Below are 18,716 nucleotides of genomic sequence, written 5' to 3' on the forward strand. Positions count from 1 at the left end.
CAAAGTTACTGATTTTTCATGAAGATAAGGACAGCTTTTAGCTGAGATTTGGTCTTAGCGACCAAGAGAATTTAAATATTTTAAGACAAATAACATGAAAAAGTTTTTTACAATAATCGCTTTAGGAGCGATGACAATAGGAATGAGTAGTTTTGAAATTAATGAAAATGTAGCAGGTGTGAACCATGAAAACAAAGACGATTGTTTTTGGGAGGCACGACAAACAAGTCATGCTTTATTTGACAGTGGATTGATTCAGCCAGATTCAGCATACAATAGAATGCGTTTAACCTTGGCTATAGCAGATGTAGAATGTTAAGAAACGAAATAAAGATTACTTTGATAGTGATTTTAATATCGCATTGTGCAGCTCTTGCGCAATGCGATTTTCAAATCAAGTATAAAGCCTCAATTAACGAGATAGTCATAGAAGATTCTATACGGCAAACAGATCAAGAAAAGCATTTTGTTTTTGCTCAAAAAATGCGAGTTAAAATCAATGCCATGTATAAAGACAAATCTTTTACCTTAGATGTTAAAAATGATGCCTCTATTTTTAAACCACCAACTTTTATGGAAGTTGATAATTCAACTGTGCTAAAATTGGCAGATCTCTTTTTAAGTTTTCCTAAAAAAGTTTATATCAATAAGACTCAAAATCTTTGTATAGAAGAAACAGATTTAGGCTTCGAGAAAGTTTATTATGAGAATAAGCAAGATATAAAGTGGCAAATATTAAAAGAAGAAAAACAAATATTAGGCTACACCGCTCAAAAAGCAATAGCTCAAGTTGATGTCAAATTTAAAGAGGACGAGACACAGGAGTTTGAAGTATGGTTTACAAAAGAGATACCCTGTGGCTTTGGTCCTTCAAATATTCACGGTTTACCAGGTTTAATATTAGAAATTAATACAAAAAATTATAATTTAAAAGCACATCAAGTTATCACACCAGCTAAGGAAACTCCAAAACCATTAAGTGAGGATTTAGTCGATAAAAATTATTTTATAAAAATGAATGACAAAGTAAAAGAAATGAAATATTGAATATCTATTACAATTAAAACACATCAACAATGAGATACTTCATCATATTATTAATTTCCTTTCAGTGCTTTTCACAACAAACATTTGTGTATAAAACAAGTGCTGAAGTTGATTATGAATCTATTAAATTAGATGAAGTAAAAAAATTAATGAGAAACGTTGAGAGTGAATTAGATGAAAATAAATTTATATTGAGCGTTTTAGATAATCAGTCTCAATTCTCTGTTTCTGCAGCCTTGAACAAAGATTCTCAAAATCTTCAGGCTCTAAAAATTGCAGAAGCAATGAGTTATGTTAGTGATCAATGGTTTTATAATTCCTTTAATGGAAGTTTGTATTTACAAACCTCTTTTATGAATTAGATATTCAATGTTCAGTTTAAAGAATTGCCAAGATGGCAGATTAAAAATGAACACAAAGTTATAGGTAAATACAAAGTAACAAAAGCAGTGACATCCAGAAAATTTATTGGATCAAATGGTGTTAAGGAAAAAGAAATTGAAGCTAGGTTTTGTAAAGACATACCTGTTTATCATGGGCCAATGGGCGCAGTTGGTTTGCCAGGCTTAGTTGTTCAATTAAGATTTCAAAATACAATTTACACTTTAGACAGTGTTGAAAATACAGTAAATCCATTAAAAAAAATTAATCAAAATGAAGTTATTTGCTCTGAGAAATTCTATGATTTAGTTGATGAAAAACTCCAAAATTATCGATAAAACAAAAATTTTAAAGTGATAGTATATTAAGTAAAACAAACTTTCGGTAAAAACTAAACTTTTAATGAACTGGATTAAAAATTGATAATTTAAACTGAACATTGAGAATCTAACGGATCAGTTCCTAGTTTACCAACAGTAGTTAATTAATAATTATGTTACAAAAAATATCATTCTGCGTTTTTTTTATATTTTTTTCTTTGACCAATAAAAGCTTTAGTCAAGATTTAATTGTAGAATATCAAAAGAGTAATTTACCAGCTTTTTTAAAGATACACGATTCAATTTCACCCAATAAAAAAGGTCAATATCTCAATTTAAGGAAAAGGATAAGTAGAAATATCGGTAAGTTCAAGTATAAGCTTGAAATCGATTCTGATAATCAGACTTCACACTTTAGCGTTATTGAAAAAATGAGTGTTAATAATCAAGAGCGTTTTGATAATCAATTAAAAGGTTTCTTATATGGTCGCTTTCCTCATTTTACAAGTCTTAAAAAAGATAGTATTTTTAACGATGTCAATTACAGAGGCCAAAACTACTTTATAAGATTAGCTAACCCATATTACAATTGGGAATTAAAAAATGAAACAAAAATTATTAATGGATTTAAATGCTATTTGGCTACTGGTGAATTTATTGAGAAAGATGCTTTATTCGCGTTTAATAATAACAAAAAAGAAGTTTTACATGCTTGGTATGCGCCAGAACTTCCATCTGGTTATGGTCCATCCAGGTTTACAGGTTTGCCAGGAATGGTACTCCAAGCTGGAAATCAATATTTTGAATATTCTGTTACAAAAATTAAAGAATCAGATGTCAATGTGCAATTACCATCTAAACCATCAATAACTGAAAAACAAAAAAATAGTTTACTTAAGAAACGTTATCTTGGACAATAAATAATGCAGAATGATATTTTATTAAGACCACGAATTTATGTTTGAGGTCTGTTTTTTTAAATAAACCTATTTGCTAAAATCAATATGACAAAAAAACTCACAAGTCTCCTCATTTTTATTTTTACAATCACAGCAGTTTCCGCTCAAACTGTTCAACTCAAAGGTTTTATTACTGATAGCGTCCAGAATCCGCTGCCTAATACTAACGTGATTGCCACCTCTTTGCAAGATGCCAATGCGCAGATTAAATTTAGCATCAGCAGCTCAAAAGGTGAATACAAATTACAGCTGAGCGAGAATCAGCCTTACCTTATTGAAATCACGCATTTAGGTTTTAAAAAGATTGAAGACACCATTGATTTATCTGAAGATGTCTCCAGAAATTTCATCATGCAAGAAAGCACTGAATCTCTGGAGGAAATCATCATTCAACAAGAAATGGCGGTTATCGTCAAAGAAGACACCATCACTTATAAAACAGATCGATTTAAAACAGGCGAGGAAAGAAAGCTGAGAGATATTATTAAAAAGCTGCCAGGCATGGAAGTTGACCGCGAAGGTAATGTGACTGTCAACGGAAAACCTGTTACAAAATTAATGGTCGATGGCAAGGTTTTCTTTACAGGTGATGAAAAATTGGGCGTTAATAATATTCCTGCAGATGCTGTTGATGAAATTGAAGCACTTGATAATTATAGCGAAGTTGCCTTCCTAAAAGGTCTCGAAGACAGCGATAAAATGGCGCTTAATATTAAGCTTAAAGATGGTAAAAGGAAATTTGTTTTTGGAGATGTTGAAGTCGGTGGCGGCATTGAAGATCGCTTTTTATTTTATCCTAAACTGTTTTACTACAGCCCAAAAACCGCAGTTAATGTCATCGGAGATTTCAATAACACAGGCAAGAAATCTTTTACACTTAAAGATTATCTAGATTTTGAAGGCGGCATGGCCTTGGCTCTGGAAGATCGTGAGGCTTACTCTAAATTATATAGCGATGATTTTGCGCAGTTCTTAAGGCAAGAAGATTTTGTTTCTAATAAAAATGATTTCGGTGCCGCCAGTCTTTCGCAAGAATTGGGCGGTAACTTTAGTTTAGACGCTTATAGTATTTTTAATAAAAGTAAATTAAGAACACAAAGCCGCGAAAATTTCGCTTACCAAACAACTGAAGCACCTGATGAACTGAGAACACAAGAGAGTCAAAACGATTTTCTTTTTAGCATTAGCAAAATAAAGCTGAGGTATGATAATAGCGATGACACAGATTTAAGAGCGAATACAAATTTTAAATACAACACAGCTGAAGCGGAATCCTTATTAAATTCTGAAGTTGGTAATGAAAACCGTTTTGTGAATACAAATGCACAACCTGAGAATTTTGAGTTTTTGCAAACTTTCAATCTTAACAAGCAATTTTCATTTAAACACACTTTAAAAGTTGAAGCAAAAATTAAAAGTGCTGACCAAACAACATCAAGACTATGGAGTTTTAATCAGCCGCTTTTTACAGATATCATTCCTTTGATTGATGAAGGAGATGATTTTAATTTGAATCAACTCAACAAGAAGCAAGTGACAAATGTAAGCCTGAATGCCAAGCATTATTGGGTTTTGGCCGATTTTCACCATATTTATCCTATCGTGAATCTTGATTATTTTAATTTTGATTTTAGCACACTTGATGAGCAACTTCTTAATGATGGCAGCATCAATAGTTTTGAGTCTGCAGGTTTTAATAACCAAATGGATTTTGAATTGTTTAAAGCTGGACTTGGTTTTCAGTACAAAACTCAAATCGGGAATTTGGTTTTGAGACCAGGTTTAGTTGTTCAGAATTACAACTGGAATATTTCACAGTTTGATGAAGAGTTGATCAATTCACAAACGGCAGTTTTATTACCCGAATTTTTTGCAGAATACAAGTTTAAAAATTCAGCAAAGCTTAAACTGAAGTATAATCGTCACACAGGTTTTGGCAATCACGCGAATTATGCCAACCGTTTAAGCTTACAAAGTTTTAATCAAATTTCACGTGGAAATGAAAATCTTGAAAACCAGATTTTTCATCAAGCGAGTTTATTTTATAGTCACTTTAGTATGTTTAAAGGCATGTTTTATAACTTGGGTTTGACGTATTTGCGTAAAGAAAACAGCATCACTCGCCAAACAGAAATTGAAGGTATTGACCAAATCAGCACAAGTATTTTAACCGATTTGCCAGAAGACAGATATTCTTTTAATGCTGGCGTTTCAAAACGCATCCCGAATTTTACAATTTCTTTAAATGGAAATGCAAGTCTCTCAGAATATTCAAGAATTATTAATGATGAAGTTTTTGATTATGAAAACATCAGTTTTGGTTACCGTGCAAGTGTGCGAACACGTTTTAAAGATTTACCAAATATTGATGTTGGCGTGAATCAGAATTTTTCTCAATTGCATTCAAACACCATTGAAAACGACTTTAGCATCCTGTCGCCTTATGCAAATTTAGAATATGATTTTGGTAATTTCATTTTTGACTTCAATTACGATTACAATTATTTTAAAAATCAAACAACAGGCGATGCCAACCGTTTTGAAATGGCAGATGCATCTTTGTTTTACGGAAAAGAATCTTCAGCTTGGGGTTTTGAGCTGAGTGCGACCAATTTATTTAATATCGATTTTAAAAGACAAAATTCAGTCAATGAATTCATTGTGACTGATCGTAAAACTTTTATACAACCGAGAATTGTGATGTTTAAAGTGATTTATAAATTATAAGATATTAGAAATTCATAAAAGGTTCAACTTTTCAAGAAATTTAAAATAATTTTCAGATTGAAATCTTGATTTGAATGGATAAAAGTGTCAACTTTGTGAGCTAATTTAGCCTCATTTTTTTACTTTTGTCCATGCAAAAAAACGTACTTATCTTAGACTTCGGATCGCAGTACACACAGCTTATCGCTAGGCGTGTGCGTGAATTAAACATCTATTGCGAGATCCATCCCTTCAACAAAATCCCTGAAGATTTAAAAGAATTTAAAGCCGTTATTTTATCAGGAAGTCCATTTTCTGTTCTTAATCCTGAAGCGCCTCAACCTGATTTAAGCCAAATTAAAGGTCAGTTTCCTTTATTAGGTGTTTGTTTTGGTGCGCAGTTTATGGCGCATAATTATGGCGGTGAAGTGGCTTCATCAAACACAAGAGAGTTTGGTAGAGCCAATTTGAATTTTATAAAAGAAGACTCTGATCTTTTTCAAAATATCGATGAACATTCACAAGTGTGGATGTCACACAGTGATAGCATCAAAGCTTTGCCTGATAATTTTGAATGCATTGCGAGTACTTTTGAAGTCAAAAATGCAGCTTACAAAATAAAAGGTGAGCAAACTTACGGCATCCAATTTCATCCAGAAGTTTACCATTCAACAGATGGGAAACAACTTCTCGAAAACTTTTTAGTCAATATTGCTGAGGTGCCGCAAACCTGGACACCAGCAAAATTTGCTGACATGACGATTGCCAGTTTAAAAGAAGAAATCGGTGATGATAAAGTTGTTTTAGGCTTAAGTGGAGGCGTTGATTCTACTGTGGCAGCTACACTTTTGCATCAAGCTATTGGCAAAAATCTTTATTGTATTTTTGTGAACAATGGTTTATTAAGAAAAAATGAATTTGAATCAGTTCTCGATCAGTACAAACACATGGGTCTGAACGTGAAAGGCGTTGATGCTTCTGATTATTTCTTAGATAAATTAGCAGGCGTTTCTGATCCTGAGAAAAAAAGAAAAATAATCGGGAATGCTTTTATTGATATTTTTGATCAAGAAGCTGGTGATATTACAAATGTGACCTATCTTGCTCAAGGCACAATTTATCCTGACGTGATTGAATCTGTTTCTGTCAACGGGCCTTCAGCGACAATTAAATCTCACCATAATGTGGGTGGTTTACCTGACTTTATGAAGTTAAAAATCGTTGAACCTTTACGCATGCTTTTTAAAGATGAAGTAAGACGCGTTGGCGCAGAATTAGGGATTGATGCGAAGTTATTAGGGCGTCATCCTTTCCCAGGGCCAGGTTTGGCGATCAGAATTTTAGGTGATATTACCAAAGAAAAAGTGCGTGTGATTCAAGAAGTTGATGCTGTATTTATACAAGCACTTCGCGATTGGGATTTATATGAAAAAGTATGGCAGGCAGGCGCAATCTTGTTGCCCATTGATTCAGTTGGCGTAATGGGAGACGAGCGAACTTATGAAAAAGTTGTAGCTTTAAGAGCCGTTGAATCGACTGATGGAATGACGGCAGATTGGGTAGATTTGCCTTATAAATTTTTACAAACTGTTTCTAACACAATAATAAATAAGGTTAAAGGCGTTAATAGAGTGGTGTACGACATCAGTTCAAAACCACCAGCAACAATTGAATGGGAATAATTATGAGAATCTTAATCATATCTTTAATCTTCGCTGTTTTTAGTTTCACGGCATCTGCACAAAAGTTCTCGACTTATACTGTAGAAGATCAGCAAGATTTAAAAACTGTCGCTCAAAAATTTGATGTTTCTGTCACAGATATTTTAAATTTTAATCCAGATATTTCACGCTATAAAAAGCTTGAAGGCGAAACATTAGTCATTCCATTATCTGATGCTGAAGACAATATATCGCGTTTTGAATCTTATGAAGTTGAGCCAAAAGAAACTTTATACAGTATTTCAAAAACATATCAAGTAGAGGTTGAAACGATTATTAGATATAATCCATTTCTGAAAACACGCGAGTTGAATTCAGCTGATGTTTTGGAAATTCCGATTTTAAAAAGACCGACAGATATTTCAAACCAGAGTGTTAAAAACTCAACTTTCTCGAATTTGAAACACTTGGTGCAGCCCAAAGAAACAAAGTATGGTATTGCTAAAGATTATGGATTAACGGTTGAAGAATTAGAAGCCTTAAACCCTAATGCTGATGTGATTCACCCTGGTGATTATTTAATTATAGAAAGAAAGAAAAAGCAAACCCCGGAATTACCTGAGTCTAAAGAATATAAATATGTCAAAGTCGATTCAGAATCTGACTTAGATGCTTTGCAGAAAAGCTTTAAGGTGACAAATGAATTGGTTGAAAAACTCAACCCTGCTTATCAATATACAGGCGTTGGTAATGGTATTGTTCTGAAACTTCCTGCAGATGCAAAAGGAAAAGATAAACGCTTGGATTTAAGCAGTAACTTTTCAGATCCATCTCAGAAACAGATAGGCTTATTTCTTCCTTTTAATTTAGAAAAATTTAAGGCTAGCAAAAAAACAATGAAAGAGGAGTTGATGGATAATCGTATTTCTCGTATAGCTATCGATTTATATGAAGGTGCATTGGCAGCAGTTGATTCTGCTCAAAAATTAGGGATCAATGTTAATTTACGAACTTTTGATACTGGGATGAGTGCTGAAGGCATGGAACAATTAATCAATAATAATGATTTAAGTCAATTACAAGCAGCGATTGGGCCTGTGATTCAACCTAATGTGAGAAAGTTAAGTCAACATTTATCTAAAGATTCAATTCCTATAATTTTGCCAATTACTGAAGCTTCTATGTCAGGGACTCAGATTTTCAACTCTTTGCCAAGTCGAGCTTTAAAAGAGGAGATGATCACGACTTATATCCATCAGAATATAACGGATGATGTTAATTTAAGCTTGCTTTCTGATGCTCAAAATAGTCATTTCAAGCAAGTCATCGATAGAACTTTTCCAGGAACGAAACATGTGAGTATGAGTGAATCATATTTGCAAATGAATGAAGTTGGTGCCGTTTTGCAAAAGGGGAAAACCAATTGGTTTATCCTCGATACTGATAAGATTGGTATCGCGGAGTCAACTGTTTCTTTTCTTGAAAGCTACAGAAAAAAAGACTATGATATCAAGTTGATCATGCCTTCAAAATCAGCTTTAAGAGATGATATTTCAAATACTTACTTATCAAATTTAAAGCTGCTTTATACTGATTCAAATTATGATGTTTCAGAGTATAAATTAAAAGATGAAGATGATATTTTAAAGTCAAAATACTTCTTACGTGGTTTTGATGTCACAATGGATGTCATTTTAAGATTGGCTTATGTTGGTGATTTTTATGATACTGTGAAGCTTGATGGCTTTACAGAATATTATCAAAATAAATTTCAATATCAGTATGATGTTTTTGAGAAAATATATCGCAACACCGCAGTTTATTTAATCGAATATCAAGATGATTTAAAGCTTAATGTGATTGAGCTTTTACCTCAAGATTAAAATAATTAATTTATCAAAGTAACTTTTATAAATTAAAAAAAGGTCTCGTTAATGAAATGAGACCTTTTTTTAGGTATAAATTTTATTAAAATTTAGAGTTGAGCAACTCTTTTTTTAGCTTCTTCTAACTCTGATATGATATTTTTAACGATATCTGCAGCGGGAAGTATGTCAGAAATTAAGCCTGATATTTGTCCGATTTCAAGTTCACCTTCTTCTAAATCACCTTCAAACATGCCTTTCTTTGCTCTTGCGCGACCGAGAAGTTTTATTAATTCCTCTTTGGTAGGTGTTTGTTGATACAATTCTTGAACATCATTAAAAAACTTATTTTTTAAAAGACGAACCGGCGCTAATTCTTTTAATGTTAATTGTGTGTCGCCTTCTTTAGCCTTGACAACTTCATTTTTAAAATTTATATGTGATGAAGCTTCATGAGAAGCAACAAATCGCGTCCCGACTTGTACAGCCTCAGCACCTAATATCATCGTTGCAAGCATTGCATCACCATTGGCGATTCCGCCAGCTGCAATTACAGGAATTTTGAGCTCTTTTGTAATCATCGGGATTAAGGTCAGTGTTGTTGTTTCGTCACGACCATTATGTCCGCCAGCTTCAAAGCCTTCAGCAACAACGGCATCGACGCCAGCTGCTTCAGCTTTTAAACCAAATTTGACACTGCTCACCACATGCACAACTTTAATATTATGATCTTGTAAATGCTTTGTCCAGGTTTTTGGATTTCCAGCTGAGGTAAAAACGATTTCAACGTCTTCCTCAATAATAATTTCCATGATTTTTTCAATATCAGGGTAGAGCATAGGCACATTCACTGCAAAAGGCTTGTCAGTCGCTTTTTTGCATTTTTGAATGTGTTCTCTCAATACATCAGGATACATTGAACCTGCACCAATAATCCCTAAAGCGCCAGCATTACTGGCTGCACTTGCAAGTTTCCAGCCACTTGCCCATATCATTCCTGCTTGTATTAGCGGATATTTTATATTGAATAATTTTGTAATTCTGTTATTTTGCATGTACATATATTTTAAGCAATCACACCAGAGCCAAGTAATTCGTCATCTTGATACCAAGCGACAAATTGCCCTTCGGTAATTGCAGATTGATTGTTCTCAAAGATAACAAATAGGCTGTCTTTTGTTTGGTGTAAACTTGCTTTTTCGAGAGGTTGTCGATAACGTATTCTCGCCTGAACTTCCATTGTTTCGCCTTCTTTTAGTTTTAAATCTTCACGAATCCAATGTATATCTTTGGCTTTTACCTCTAGACCACGCTTCAGTAAGCCTGGATGATCTTTGCCTTGTCCTGTATAAATGATATTCTCTTTAACGTCAGTATCAATCACAAAAAGCGGTTCTTTAGTACCACCAACTGCCAATCCTTTACGTTGTCCTTTGGTAAAGAAATGTGCACCATCATGCGTCGCAACAACTTTACCATCAGATTTTTGATACTTTATTTTCTGACTTAATTTATAAATGTCGTCAGAAGTATCATTTTCTTTTTTATCATTATATAAAGGGCTATCAGCAGGAATCTCAACGATATCGCCTTTTTTGGGTTTGAGTTGTTGTTGAAGGAAATCTGGCAATCGCACTTTACCTATAAAACATAAACCTTGTGAATCTTTTTTATCAGCAGTGATCAAATCTTGCTCAGCCGCAATTCGTCGTACTTCAGACTTTTGAAGATCACCAACAGGGAATAAAGCTTTTGATAATTGTTCTTGAGAAATTTGACACAAGAAGTATGATTGATCTTTATTTCCATCTTTTCCTGCCAAAAGTTGATATTTCTTTTCACCATTGATTTCTATTTCCTCTTTTCTACAATAATGTCCAGTTGCGACATAATCAGCACCTAAAGATTCAGCAATTTTCAGAAATTCATCAAATTTAATTTCTCGATTACAGAGAACATCTGGATTAGGCGTTCGTCCATTTTCATATTCTGAAAACATATAATCGACAATTTTCTTCTTGTATTCTTTACTTAAATCAACCGTTTGAAAGGGGATACCTAGTTTTTCAGCAACCAACATCGCATCATTACTATCTTCTAGCCAAGGGCATTCATCACTGATTGTTACTGAATCGTCATGCCAGTTTTTCATAAAAAGGCCAATAACTTCATAACCTTGTTGTTGACATAAATATGCTGTAACACTTGAATCAACACCACCACTTAAACCAACAACGACTCTCTTTTTCATATTCTTTAAATCTTGCTGCAAAAATAGCAAATTGTGTATTCAACTTAAGTCATCATTCTCGTAATTTTAATAAATAGGTTTTGTTTAATGAAAATTAACAAAGATTAAACAAAATTAAATCATTAAGGTTTTAAATTTACCACGAACAAAAAAATATAACTATCATGATTAAAAGAATCCTATTATTATTTTCCATCATTTTGCTTGCTTCGTGTAGCGATGATGACGATGCAGGACAACCTGTTGTCGAGGAATTTACAACCTTTGAAACAATTGCAAATAGCCCAGATCATGAGATGCTTGAGCAAGCATTGATTGATACTGGTCTAGATCAGGTTTTAAATTCAGATACATTTACAGTATTTGCACCAACCGATGCGGCTTTTGCGAATATAGATGTAAGTGGATTGTCAACTAACGAGTTGAAAAATATTTTATTGAATCATGTTATTACTGGTGCAGCGATGTCAACTGATCTTACAAACGGATATATTGACACGAATGCTAAAAATTCAGATGATGACATCATTAATATGCATGTCAGTACTGACGGAGGCGTTACTTTAAATGGTATGTCTTCAGTCATAACTGCAGATGTTACAGCTTCTAATGGTGTTGTGCATATTGTTGATGAAGTCATTACGATTCCTTCAGTTGCAACTTTTGCAACAGCTGACAATAATTTCACTGGATTAGTTGCTGCATTAACTAGAGAAAGTAGTTTTACTTTTGTTGATGTTTTAAGCAGTACTGATGTGCCAGCTCCTTTTACAGTGTTTGCACCAACAAATGCAGCTTTTAGTGACTTTTTGGACGAATTGGGATTATCTTCTTTAGCAGATGTGCCAACTTCAGCTTTAGAAGCGACTTTAAACTCACATGTAATTGCAGGAGCCAATGTTCGTTCTGAAGACCTAACAGATGGTACAGTAAATACTTTAGGTGATCCTATTGAAATTGATGCTGAAAATGCTGTAATTACTGATCAAAATGGAAGAATGATCAACATTACTGTGACTGATGTTCAAGCAGGAAATGGTGTTATTCACGTGATTGATAAAGTTATTGCTCCAGATAATGTTATTGAAACAACTTATGAAATTATTTCAGAAAGCCCTGATCATACAGTTTTAGCACAAGCATTGATGGATGCTGATTTGGTTTCTGCTTTAAATTCAGATGAGTTTACTGTATTTGCTCCAACTGATGCGGCTTTTGGAAATATTGATATTTCTGGATTATCAGCTGAAGAAGTTAAAAATGTATTGATGAATCATGTTGTTGCTGGAACAAATATGTCAGCAGACTTGTCTAATATGTATGTCAATACATTAGCTACAGAAACAATTTCAGGTGATGCTAATAATTTGAGTTTATACATTAATATAGATAGTGGCGTAATGTTGAACGGAATGTCAACAGTGACAGTTGCTGATTTAGAGGCGACAAATGGCGTTGTGCATGTTGTAGATGAAGTCATTACAATTCCTGATGTGACAACTTTTGCAACAGCTGATCCTAACTTTTCAATTTTAGTTGATGCCTTAACACGTGAATCTAGCTTCACTTACGTGAACACATTAAGTAGCTTTGATTCTCCAGCACCATTTACAGTATTTGCACCAACCAATGATGCTTTTGTAGATGTGTTAGGTGAATTAAATTTTGCCTCACTTAATGATATTCCTACAGCAACCTTAGAAGCAACCTTAAATACTCATGTTGTTGCTGGTGCTAATGTCACATCGAACACAATTTCTTCTGGAGTTGTATCAACTTTAGGTGACGATATTACTTTAGATGCTGCAGGAGGAACAATTGAAGATCCTAATGGAAGAACTTCTACAATTGTAAAATTTGATGTTCAAGCTGGTAACGGTGTTATTCACGCGATTGATACAGTTCTATTACCAGAATTATAAGCATTTATAATTCTATAAATTTTTAAATTGAATTAAACCGTCTCATTACTTTTAATGAGACGGTTTTTTTTGAAATTGATTGTGATGAGTTTCTTTTCTCTTTTTATTCGAGATAATGTATTTGTTTATTTAAGAAATCACTGTTACTTGTATAAGCTAATACTTCTTTGAATTAATTCTCATTATGAGTTAATGTAAAAGAAATATCAATGCGTATTAACTACATAATGAGTCCATGTTTTTATGATAAATATTGGACTTACTATGGAGTGATAGTAAACTCACCATGGAATCATGTTAATGCTGAATTCCTTAAGCATCTCTTATTCTAAACTTATAAAATGATTAATTTACTTAGATATTTGTAATTATAATCGAATGCTTGAAGTCATAATACAAAAAAAGCTGTCTCATTTATTTGAGACAGCTTTTTGTTTTTCTAGTTTTATAATCAAGAGTTTTATTTCTTCTTATTCTGCTTTTGTTGTTCTTCCGCTTGTGCCATAATATCTTGAAACTTACGTGCAAACTTACCTTTCTTCTTAGGTTTCTTCTTTTTCTGTTCAATCTTCGCATGGATTTTCTTTTCATCAACAATCACATGTTTAATGACAAGCATAATTCCGATGGTAATTAAGTTAGAGATGAAATAGTACAATGATAATCCACTCGCATAATTATTGAAGAAGACGAGCATAAATAGAGGAGATAAATACATGATAAATTTCATGTTTGGCATCCCTGGTTGCTGTGCTTGTTGCATATTTTGACCAGTGGTCATTGTCATGTAAATGAAAATTGCAACAGATGCTAAAATCGGGAATAAACTCACGTGATTTCCATAAATCCACGAGATTAAAGGAATATTAGCATCCCACTCAAAAATAACATCATAACTCGATAAATCCTCAGCCCATAAAAAGCTTTTTTGACGTAAATCAAAAGCACTTGGGAAGAATTGGAATAAAGCATAGAAAACAGGAATCTGGAGTAGGGCAGGAATACAACCCGCTAACGGACTCACACCAGTTTTACTGTAAAGCTTCATTGTTTCTTGCTGCTTTTTCATCGCATTGTCCTCGTACTTTTTATTAATCTCATTGATCTCAGGACGTAAAACTTTCATTTTAGCTTGAGATAAGTATGATTTATAAGTGACGGGAGAAAGCACAATTCTTACCATAATTGTCATCACAATAATCGCAAGACCATAATTCCCTAAAGTACTGCTTAAAAAGCCGAATAATGGAATAAATACATATTTGTTAATCCACCCGAATATTCCCCAACCCGTCGGAACAATTTCATCTAAATTCTTTTCATAAGTTGTCAGTAACTGATAATCTGCTGGTCCAAAATAAAGATTCATATTCTCAGAAAACTCGTTGTTGTGGAGTTTTAAAGGAATATCAGCAACAAATCTTTTTGTGTAAAGCGTATCAACTTGTTCATCTTGAACAAGGTTGTATGAAGTGAATTTCCCTTTTTCAAAAGAGTTATCGGTTAATAATATCGTTGTAAAGAAGTGTTGTTTATAAGCAAACCAATCAATTTTGTTAGCTTCCTCACTTGCTTCATCGCCTTGACCTGTGTAGTCGTCCTTGCCATCTTCATACTGAAAAACAATTTCTGTATATCTGTTTTCATAAGAGATACTTTTTGCTCGACGATAAGCTTTTAAGTCCCAAGTTAAATCAGCCTTATTGTTATTGATAACATTATTAAGACCTTGAGATCTTAAAGTGAAATCAAGCATATAATCATTTGGCTTTAATGTGTAGGCAAACTCCAGATATTCGCTTTCAGAAGTTTTAGCACGCATCATCAATTTCTGAGAATCTCCGACCTCTGTAAGTTCAGGGATAAACATTAAGTTTTTGGTTTCGATGTTACGATTATCGTTCGTCTGAAATTTAATGTTAAACTCAGAGTTCCCATCCTTAACAAGGTAAACAGGTTTCCCGTCAAAAGTGTTATGTTCTTTTAATTCGGCAGAAACAACTTGTCCACCTCTATTGGCAACTGTAATTTTAACAACCTCATTCTCAAAAGTTGTTGTTTCTTGCTCCAATTTTTGTGCTTCAACAACAGAGTAACCAAAAGCACCATATTGTTGTTGCGCCATACTTAAAGCTAAGGAATCATTTCCATTTGCAGTAAGCTGGCTTGTTTCCTTTTGTTGAGATAAGTTTGGTTTTTCTACTTCAGTTTGTTTGTCATCAGTAGTGACTTCAGTATTCGTTTGGTTATTTACTTCTTTTGGAGCTTCTTCAGGTCTAAAATACAACCATGAGAGTAGAATAGCGCCAATCAACAAAAAGCCAATGATCGAATTTTTATCAAAATTTCCTTTTTCTTCCATTACTTATATAATCACGAATGTTAAAAATTTTTTTGCAAAAGTCCGTAAATAGTTTGACTTAGGCTTATAAAACGATAGTTTTTGTCAAATTAATTATTCTTTTTCCACATTGAATTTTTTCGCAGCTTCAACAAATGCCAAAAATAATGGATGCGGGCTAGCAACTGTACTTTTATATTCAGGATGAAACTGAACGCCTAAAAAGAAAGGATGATCTTTTAATTCAATTGTTTCAACTAAATTGGTTTCTTTATTTTTACCAGAACAAATCATGCCATTTTCTTCAAGACGATTAATGTAATTATTATTGACTTCATAGCGATGGCGGTGTCTTTCACTAATGTTTTGTGATTGATAAATCTCTGCAAGTTTTGAGTCTTCTCTTAATTCACAATCCCAAGCGCCTAATCGCATCGTTCCGCCCTTATCAACTATTTTTTTCTGGTCATCCATAATATCAATAACAGGATGTGGCGTGTTTTCATCCATTTCTGTAGAATTGGCATTTTCTAAATTCAGCACATTTCTAGCAAACTCAATAATGGCCATTTGCATCCCTAAACAGATACCAAAAAAAGGAATTTGATGTTCTCTTGCATATTTGACAGCTTCTATTTTTCCTTGAATGCCGCGTTCTCCAAACCCAGGAGCAACCAAAATACCATCTAATGATTTGATGATCTCAGTATTGTCATTCATAAATTCAGAATGAATACTGATTGTTTCAATTTTCACATCATTGTAAGCGCCTGCATGTATGAAAGCCTCTAATATGGATTTATAAGAATCTTGTAATTCTACATATTTTCCAACCAGACCAATTTTAAGTGTCGTTTTTGCATTTTTTAATCTTGATAAAAATGAATTCCACTGTTTTAAATCTGGTTTTTGTTTATTTGGTAATTTCAATTTTTCAAGCGCAATCACATCTAAACCTTCTTCAACCATCAGATTTGGAACATCGTAAATCGTGTCTGCATCTATAGATTCTATAACAGCCTCTTGTTTGACATTGCAAAACAATGCAAGTTTTTTGCGTATATCTTCCCCGATATGATGCTCTGTTCTGCATACAAGAATTTCTGGTGATATACCACTTTCCATCAATGTTTTAACGCTGTGTTGCGTTGGTTTTGTTTTGAGTTCTCCAGCCGCAGACAGATAAGGGATCAATGTGAGGTGTATAATTAATGCATTGTTATCACCAAGCTCCCACTTCAACTGACGAACAGCTTCGATATAAGGTAAAGATTCAATATCGCCGACAGTTCCACCAATTTCAGTTAAGACAATATCATAATCACCGCTTTCGCCTAAGATTTTAATACGATCTTTGATTTCATTTGTAATATGAGGGATGACTTGAACGGTTTTGCCCAAATATTCACCACGTCTTTCTTTGTTAATGACGCTTTGATAGATACGTCCAGTTGTCACACTATTAGCCTGAGAGGTGTTAACGTTAAGAAATCGCTCGTAATGCCCAAGGTCAAGATCGGTTTCTGCACCATCTTCTGTGACAAAGCATTCACCATGTTCATAAGGGTTAAGCGTTCCAGGATCAATATTTATATAAGGATCTAGCTTTTGTATTGTGGTCCTGTAACCACGTGCTTGAAGAAGTTTTGCTAAAGAAGCGGCGATTATTCCTTTCCCGAGAGACGAAGAAACACCGCCTGTCACAAAGATATATTTTGTTTCGGCCATTGTGTTGAAATTATGTCATTACGGGAGGCAAAAATACCAATTAATTTTGAGGTTTCAACAATTTTAAAATGCATTTTCTAAAAATATAATTCAAGTAGATTTTAGATTTATTTTTAGTTAATTTTTTGGTTTTTAGAGAAATATTGAGATTAAAATACAGCTTTTGGTTGTGTCTATCTATTGTAGTTTAGACCTATTCATGAAATTGATTTTAAATGTTATCAATTCCCCTTGAATTATATTGTATCGACACCATAAATTGTTACTTTTGTAGTGCATATAAAAATTATCATAAAACCTGATTATGAATTTACACGAATATCAAGGCAAAGAAATATTAAGTAGCTTCGGCGTCAACGTTCAGCGTGGTATCGTTGCTACAACACCAGAAGAAGCAGTAGATGCTGCTAAGAAATTAACCGAAGAAACTGGCACAGGTTGGCACGTGATTAAAGCGCAAGTGCACGCAGGTGGTCGTGGAAAAGGTGGTGGTGTTAAACTTGCCAAAAACCTTAAAGAGGTTGAAGAAATCGCAGGAGAAATTATCGGAATGGATTTGGTAACACCGCAAACTTCTAAAGAAGGTAAGCGCGTTCATCAGGTTTTAGTTTGTGAGGATGTTTATTATCCTGGCGACAATGAGCCTGAAGAGTACTATATGTCTGTTTTATTAAATAGAGCAACTGGTCGTAATATGTTGATGTATTCTCCAGAAGGAGGGATGGACATTGAAACTGTTGCGGATGAAACGCCAGACAAGATTTTCACTGAAGAAATTGATCCAGCAACAGGTATTTTACCTTTTCAAGCACGCCGTGTTGCATTCAACTTAGGTTTGTCAGGAAAAGCTTTTAAAGAAATGGTTAAGTTCGTTATGTCATTATATACAGCTTACGACAAATCAGATTCTTCTCTTTTCGAAATCAACCCTGTTTTAAAAACAAGTGATGATAAAATTTTAGCTGTTGACTCTAAAGTCTCTTTAGATGATTCTGCTTTATTTAGACATAAAGATTACCAAGAAATGCGTGACATCCGTGAGGAAGACCCGACGGAAGTTGAAGCTAAAGAAGCTGGCTTAAGCTATGTTAACCTTGACGGAAACGTTGGTTGTATGGTAAATGGTGCTGGTTTAGCAATGGCAACAATGGACTTGATTAAGTTTGCTGGTGGTGAGCCTGCTAACTTCCTTGACGTTGGTGGTACTGCTGATGCAAAAAGAGTTGAAGAAGCTTTTAGATTAATCTTAAAAGACGATAAAGTTGAAGCAATTTTGATTAACATTTTCGGAGGTATCGTTCGTTGTGATCGTGTTGCTGAAGGTGTTGTTGAAGCTTATAAAAATTTAGGTGACCAAATTAAAGTGCCTATTATCGTGAGATTACAAGGAACGAATGCAGAGATGGCTAAAGAATTAATTGACAATTCTGGATTGGCTGTTGAAAGTGCAGTTCTTTTCCAAGAAGCTGCTGATAAAGTACAGAAAGTATTGAGCTAAGTTGATTTTAGAATCTTAGTTTATATTATATATTCAA

At 33.8% G+C, this 18,716-nt stretch carries 14 protein-coding genes; 10 read left to right on the plus strand and 4 right to left on the minus strand.

The annotated features are described in order from the left end of the window. The first annotated feature begins 94 nt into the window (after positions 1–94). The 8 genes from BLV84_RS07555 (at position 95) to BLV84_RS07585 (ending at position 8,957) form a co-directional block, all read left to right on the plus strand. Complete coding sequence (locus BLV84_RS07555; RefSeq protein WP_093243969.1) at positions 95–319, plus strand: hypothetical protein; 225 nt, start codon at positions 95–97, stop codon at positions 317–319. Then, on the plus strand, positions 313–1,047 hold the full coding sequence (locus BLV84_RS07560) for a GLPGLI family protein (RefSeq protein WP_093243973.1): 735 nt from the start codon (positions 313–315) through the stop codon (positions 1,045–1,047). Before BLV84_RS07555 ends, BLV84_RS07560 begins: the two co-directional genes overlap by 7 nt. 29 nt (positions 1,048–1,076) lie before the next feature. Continuing rightward, entirely contained in the window at positions 1,077–1,409 is a 333-nt protein-coding gene (locus BLV84_RS12590; RefSeq protein ID WP_234953113.1) for a hypothetical protein, read from the plus strand. Between the two features lie 24 nt (positions 1,410–1,433). Continuing rightward, entirely contained in the window at positions 1,434–1,766 is a 333-nt protein-coding gene (locus BLV84_RS12595; RefSeq protein WP_234953114.1) for a GLPGLI family protein, read from the plus strand. Between the two features lie 155 nt (positions 1,767–1,921). Beyond that, positions 1,922–2,668, plus strand: a complete 747-nt coding sequence (locus tag BLV84_RS07570; RefSeq protein WP_093243975.1) for a GLPGLI family protein — start codon at positions 1,922–1,924, stop codon at positions 2,666–2,668. An 84-nt stretch (positions 2,669–2,752) separates the two neighbouring features. Beyond that, entirely contained in the window at positions 2,753–5,434 is a 2,682-nt protein-coding gene (locus BLV84_RS07575; protein ID WP_093243978.1) for a peptidase associated domain and porin domain-containing protein, read from the plus strand. 131 nt (positions 5,435–5,565) lie between these two features. Continuing rightward, entirely contained in the window at positions 5,566–7,095 is a 1,530-nt protein-coding gene (guaA, locus tag BLV84_RS07580) for a glutamine-hydrolyzing GMP synthase (RefSeq protein ID WP_093243979.1), read from the plus strand. A 2-nt stretch (positions 7,096–7,097) separates the two neighbouring features. Continuing rightward, a complete protein-coding gene (locus BLV84_RS07585; RefSeq protein ID WP_159429402.1) occupies positions 7,098–8,957 on the plus strand; it encodes a LysM peptidoglycan-binding domain-containing protein in 1,860 nt (619 codons plus the stop codon). Positions 8,958–9,049: 92 nt separating this feature from the next. Here the strand turns inward: BLV84_RS07585 and BLV84_RS07590 are convergent, their stop codons facing one another. Continuing rightward, complete coding sequence (locus BLV84_RS07590) at positions 9,050–9,994, minus strand: NAD(P)H-dependent flavin oxidoreductase (RefSeq protein WP_093243984.1); 945 nt, start codon at positions 9,992–9,994, stop codon at positions 9,050–9,052. Positions 9,995–10,005: 11 nt separating this feature from the next. Then, complete coding sequence (gene mnmA, locus BLV84_RS07595; protein WP_234953115.1) at positions 10,006–11,190, minus strand: tRNA 2-thiouridine(34) synthase MnmA; 1,185 nt, start codon at positions 11,188–11,190, stop codon at positions 10,006–10,008. Positions 11,191–11,354: 164 nt separating this feature from the next. On the opposite strand from mnmA, the gene BLV84_RS07600 reads away from it, so the two are divergent. Further along, positions 11,355–13,112 (plus strand): fasciclin domain-containing protein, encoded by a 1,758-nt coding sequence (locus tag BLV84_RS07600; protein ID WP_093243991.1) that lies wholly within the window; start codon positions 11,355–11,357, stop codon positions 13,110–13,112. Positions 13,113–13,572: 460 nt separating this feature from the next. On the opposite strand, the gene yidC is transcribed toward BLV84_RS07600, so the two are convergent. Both yidC and BLV84_RS07610 read right to left on the minus strand, forming a co-directional pair. Then, complete coding sequence (yidC, locus tag BLV84_RS07605) at positions 13,573–15,474, minus strand: membrane protein insertase YidC (RefSeq protein WP_093243995.1); 1,902 nt, start codon at positions 15,472–15,474, stop codon at positions 13,573–13,575. Positions 15,475–15,567: 93 nt separating this feature from the next. Then, positions 15,568–17,181, minus strand: a complete 1,614-nt coding sequence (locus BLV84_RS07610; RefSeq protein WP_093243998.1) for a CTP synthase — start codon at positions 17,179–17,181, stop codon at positions 15,568–15,570. Between the two features lie 304 nt (positions 17,182–17,485). Between BLV84_RS07610 and sucC the strand changes: the two genes are divergently transcribed. Continuing rightward, positions 17,486–18,679 (plus strand): ADP-forming succinate--CoA ligase subunit beta, encoded by a 1,194-nt coding sequence (sucC, locus tag BLV84_RS07615; protein ID WP_093244003.1) that lies wholly within the window; start codon positions 17,486–17,488, stop codon positions 18,677–18,679. The last annotated feature ends 37 nt before the right edge of the window (positions 18,680–18,716 follow it).

This window comes from Psychroflexus halocasei (assembly GCF_900107595.1).
Classification (GTDB): domain Bacteria; phylum Bacteroidota; class Bacteroidia; order Flavobacteriales; family Flavobacteriaceae; genus Psychroflexus; species Psychroflexus halocasei.

Bases quoted from the DNA above. Each gene is read 5' to 3' on its own strand.
- BLV84_RS07555 (WP_093243969.1), top strand. From the start codon at position 95: ATGAAAAAGTTTTTTACAATAATCGCTTTAGGAGCGATGACAATAGGA.
- BLV84_RS07560 (WP_093243973.1), top strand. From the start codon at position 313: ATGTTAAGAAACGAAATAAAGATTACTTTGATAGTGATTTTAATATCG.
- BLV84_RS12590 (WP_234953113.1), top strand. From the start codon at position 1,077: ATGAGATACTTCATCATATTATTAATTTCCTTTCAGTGCTTTTCACAA.
- BLV84_RS07570 (WP_093243975.1), top strand. From the start codon at position 1,922: ATGTTACAAAAAATATCATTCTGCGTTTTTTTTATATTTTTTTCTTTG.
- BLV84_RS07575 (WP_093243978.1), top strand. From the start codon at position 2,753: ATGACAAAAAAACTCACAAGTCTCCTCATTTTTATTTTTACAATCACA.
- guaA (WP_093243979.1), top strand. From the start codon at position 5,566: ATGCAAAAAAACGTACTTATCTTAGACTTCGGATCGCAGTACACACAG.
- BLV84_RS07585 (WP_159429402.1), top strand. From the start codon at position 7,098: ATGAGAATCTTAATCATATCTTTAATCTTCGCTGTTTTTAGTTTCACG.
- BLV84_RS07590 (WP_093243984.1), bottom strand. From the start codon at position 9,994: ATGCAAAATAACAGAATTACAAAATTATTCAATATAAAATATCCGCTA.
- mnmA (WP_234953115.1), bottom strand. From the start codon at position 11,190: ATGAAAAAGAGAGTCGTTGTTGGTTTAAGTGGTGGTGTTGATTCAAGT.
- BLV84_RS07600 (WP_093243991.1), top strand. From the start codon at position 11,355: ATGATTAAAAGAATCCTATTATTATTTTCCATCATTTTGCTTGCTTCG.
- yidC (WP_093243995.1), bottom strand. From the start codon at position 15,474: ATGGAAGAAAAAGGAAATTTTGATAAAAATTCGATCATTGGCTTTTTG.
- BLV84_RS07610 (WP_093243998.1), bottom strand. From the start codon at position 17,181: ATGGCCGAAACAAAATATATCTTTGTGACAGGCGGTGTTTCTTCGTCT.
- sucC (WP_093244003.1), top strand. From the start codon at position 17,486: ATGAATTTACACGAATATCAAGGCAAAGAAATATTAAGTAGCTTCGGC.